Origin of the sequence: Pseudomonas sp. MIL9 (genome assembly GCF_016887925.1) — a bacterium.
Classification (GTDB): Bacteria; Pseudomonadota; Gammaproteobacteria; order Pseudomonadales; family Pseudomonadaceae; genus Aquipseudomonas; species Aquipseudomonas mohnii.
This window is the reverse complement of the sequence record NZ_JAFEHE010000054.1, coordinates 1-1,562: the sequence shown is the minus strand read 5'-3', so window position 1 is coordinate 1,562 and position 1,562 is coordinate 1. Positions and strand designations below refer to the sequence as shown.

The 1,562-nt window shown below is 57.5% G+C and carries 2 protein-coding genes; both read left to right on the top strand.

Translation table 11 applies throughout. The annotated features are described in order from the left end of the window. Positions 1 to 30: 30 nt before the first annotated feature. A complete protein-coding gene (locus tag JQF37_RS31190) occupies positions 31 to 177 on the top strand; it encodes a transposase (protein ID WP_239142548.1) in 147 nt (48 codons plus the stop codon). Between the two features lie 18 nt (positions 178 to 195). Continuing rightward, the coding region (locus tag JQF37_RS31185) for an IS66 family transposase (protein ID WP_204149928.1) at positions 196 to 1,562 on the top strand (1,367 nt) is incomplete at its 3' end.

The following is a 1,562-nucleotide window of genomic DNA, read 5'->3' as shown; positions in this document are numbered from 1 at the left end:
CGCAACGGCTTTTGCCTTTGGCTAAAGCGCCTGGAATCCGAGCGCTTCAAAACATCGCCGGATTGTTCGGATGAAGCCATCGTGCTGACGGTTCAAGAACTCAACTGGTTATTGGACGGTTTTGATTTGTGGCGCAACCGTCCGCATCAAGTTTTGACGCCTCGATTCGTCGCCTGATTCGGTATAATCCAGGGCATGATTTCCATGCCCAAAGACCTTCCTGACGACCCTGTTTTGCTCAAGCAGCTGCTTGAGCAAATGCTGAGTGAGCGGGAGTCGGATAAGGGCAAGATCGTTCATCTCGAAGAAGAAAACGCACTGCTGCGTCAGCGCCTTTTCGGGCGCAAGTCAGAGCAGACAGCCGATCCTTCGACCCCGCAAATGGCCTTGTTCAACGAAGCTGAAAGCGTCGCCGAGACGGTCGACGAAGCGGTTGAAGAAGAGGCCGTCGCGCCGTCCAGGCGACGGGGCAAACGCAAGCCTCTGCCCGCCGATCTTCCGCGTATCGAAGTCATTCACGAACTGCCCGAGCACGAGCTGACCTGCGCCTGCGGTTGCCGCAAGCACGCCATTGGCGAGGAAATCAGCGAGCAGCTCGATATCGTGCCGATGCAAATCCGCGTGATCAAACATGTGCGCAAGGTCTACGGTTGCCGCGATTGCGAAACCGCACCGGTTACCGCCGACAAGCCGGCGCAACTGATCGAAAAGAGCATGGCCAGCCCCAGTGTGTTGGCGATGTTGCTGACGACCAAATACGTCGATGGCCTGCCACTGCACCGCTTCGAAAAAGTCCTCGGTCGCCACGGCGTCGATATTCCACGCCAAACCTTGGCGCGCTGGGTGATCCAGTGCGGCGAACACCTGCAACCCTTGCTGAATTTAATGCGGGATCGACTGCTGGAAAGTCGCGTCATCCATTGCGACGAAACGCGTGTCCAGGTAATGAAAGAGCCAGATCGAGAGCCAACCAGCCAATCCTGGATGTGGGTGCAAACCGGCGGGCCGCCGGATCAGCCCGTTATCTTGTTTGACTACTCGACCAGCCGGGCGCAGGAAGTTCCGTCGCGCCTGCTTGAAGGTTATCGCGGCTACCTGATGACCGATGATTACGCTGGTTATAACGCCTTGGGCGCGCAATCCGGTGTCGAACGTTTAGGCTGTTGGGCACATGCGCGGCGCAAGTTTGTCGAGGCGCAAAAGGTGCAGCCTAAAGGCAAAACCGGGCGCGCCGATATCGCGCTGAATCTGATCAACAAGCTGTACGGTATCGAGCGAGATTTAAAAGAAGCCGGCGATGAACATCGCCACGAAAGCCGACAGCAAAACAGCCTGCCGGTGTTGGCGCAGTTGCACACATGGCTGGAGAAAACCCAGCCACAAGTGACGGCGCAGAATGCACTGGGCAAAGCCATCAGCTACCTGGCCAGCAACTGGATCAAGTTGGTGCGCTACACCGAAGCCGGTTACTTGCCGATCGACAACAATGCGGCAGAGCGTGCGATCAGGCCCTTCGTTGTCGGGCGCAAGAACTGGCTGTTCAGCGACACGCCCAAAGGCGC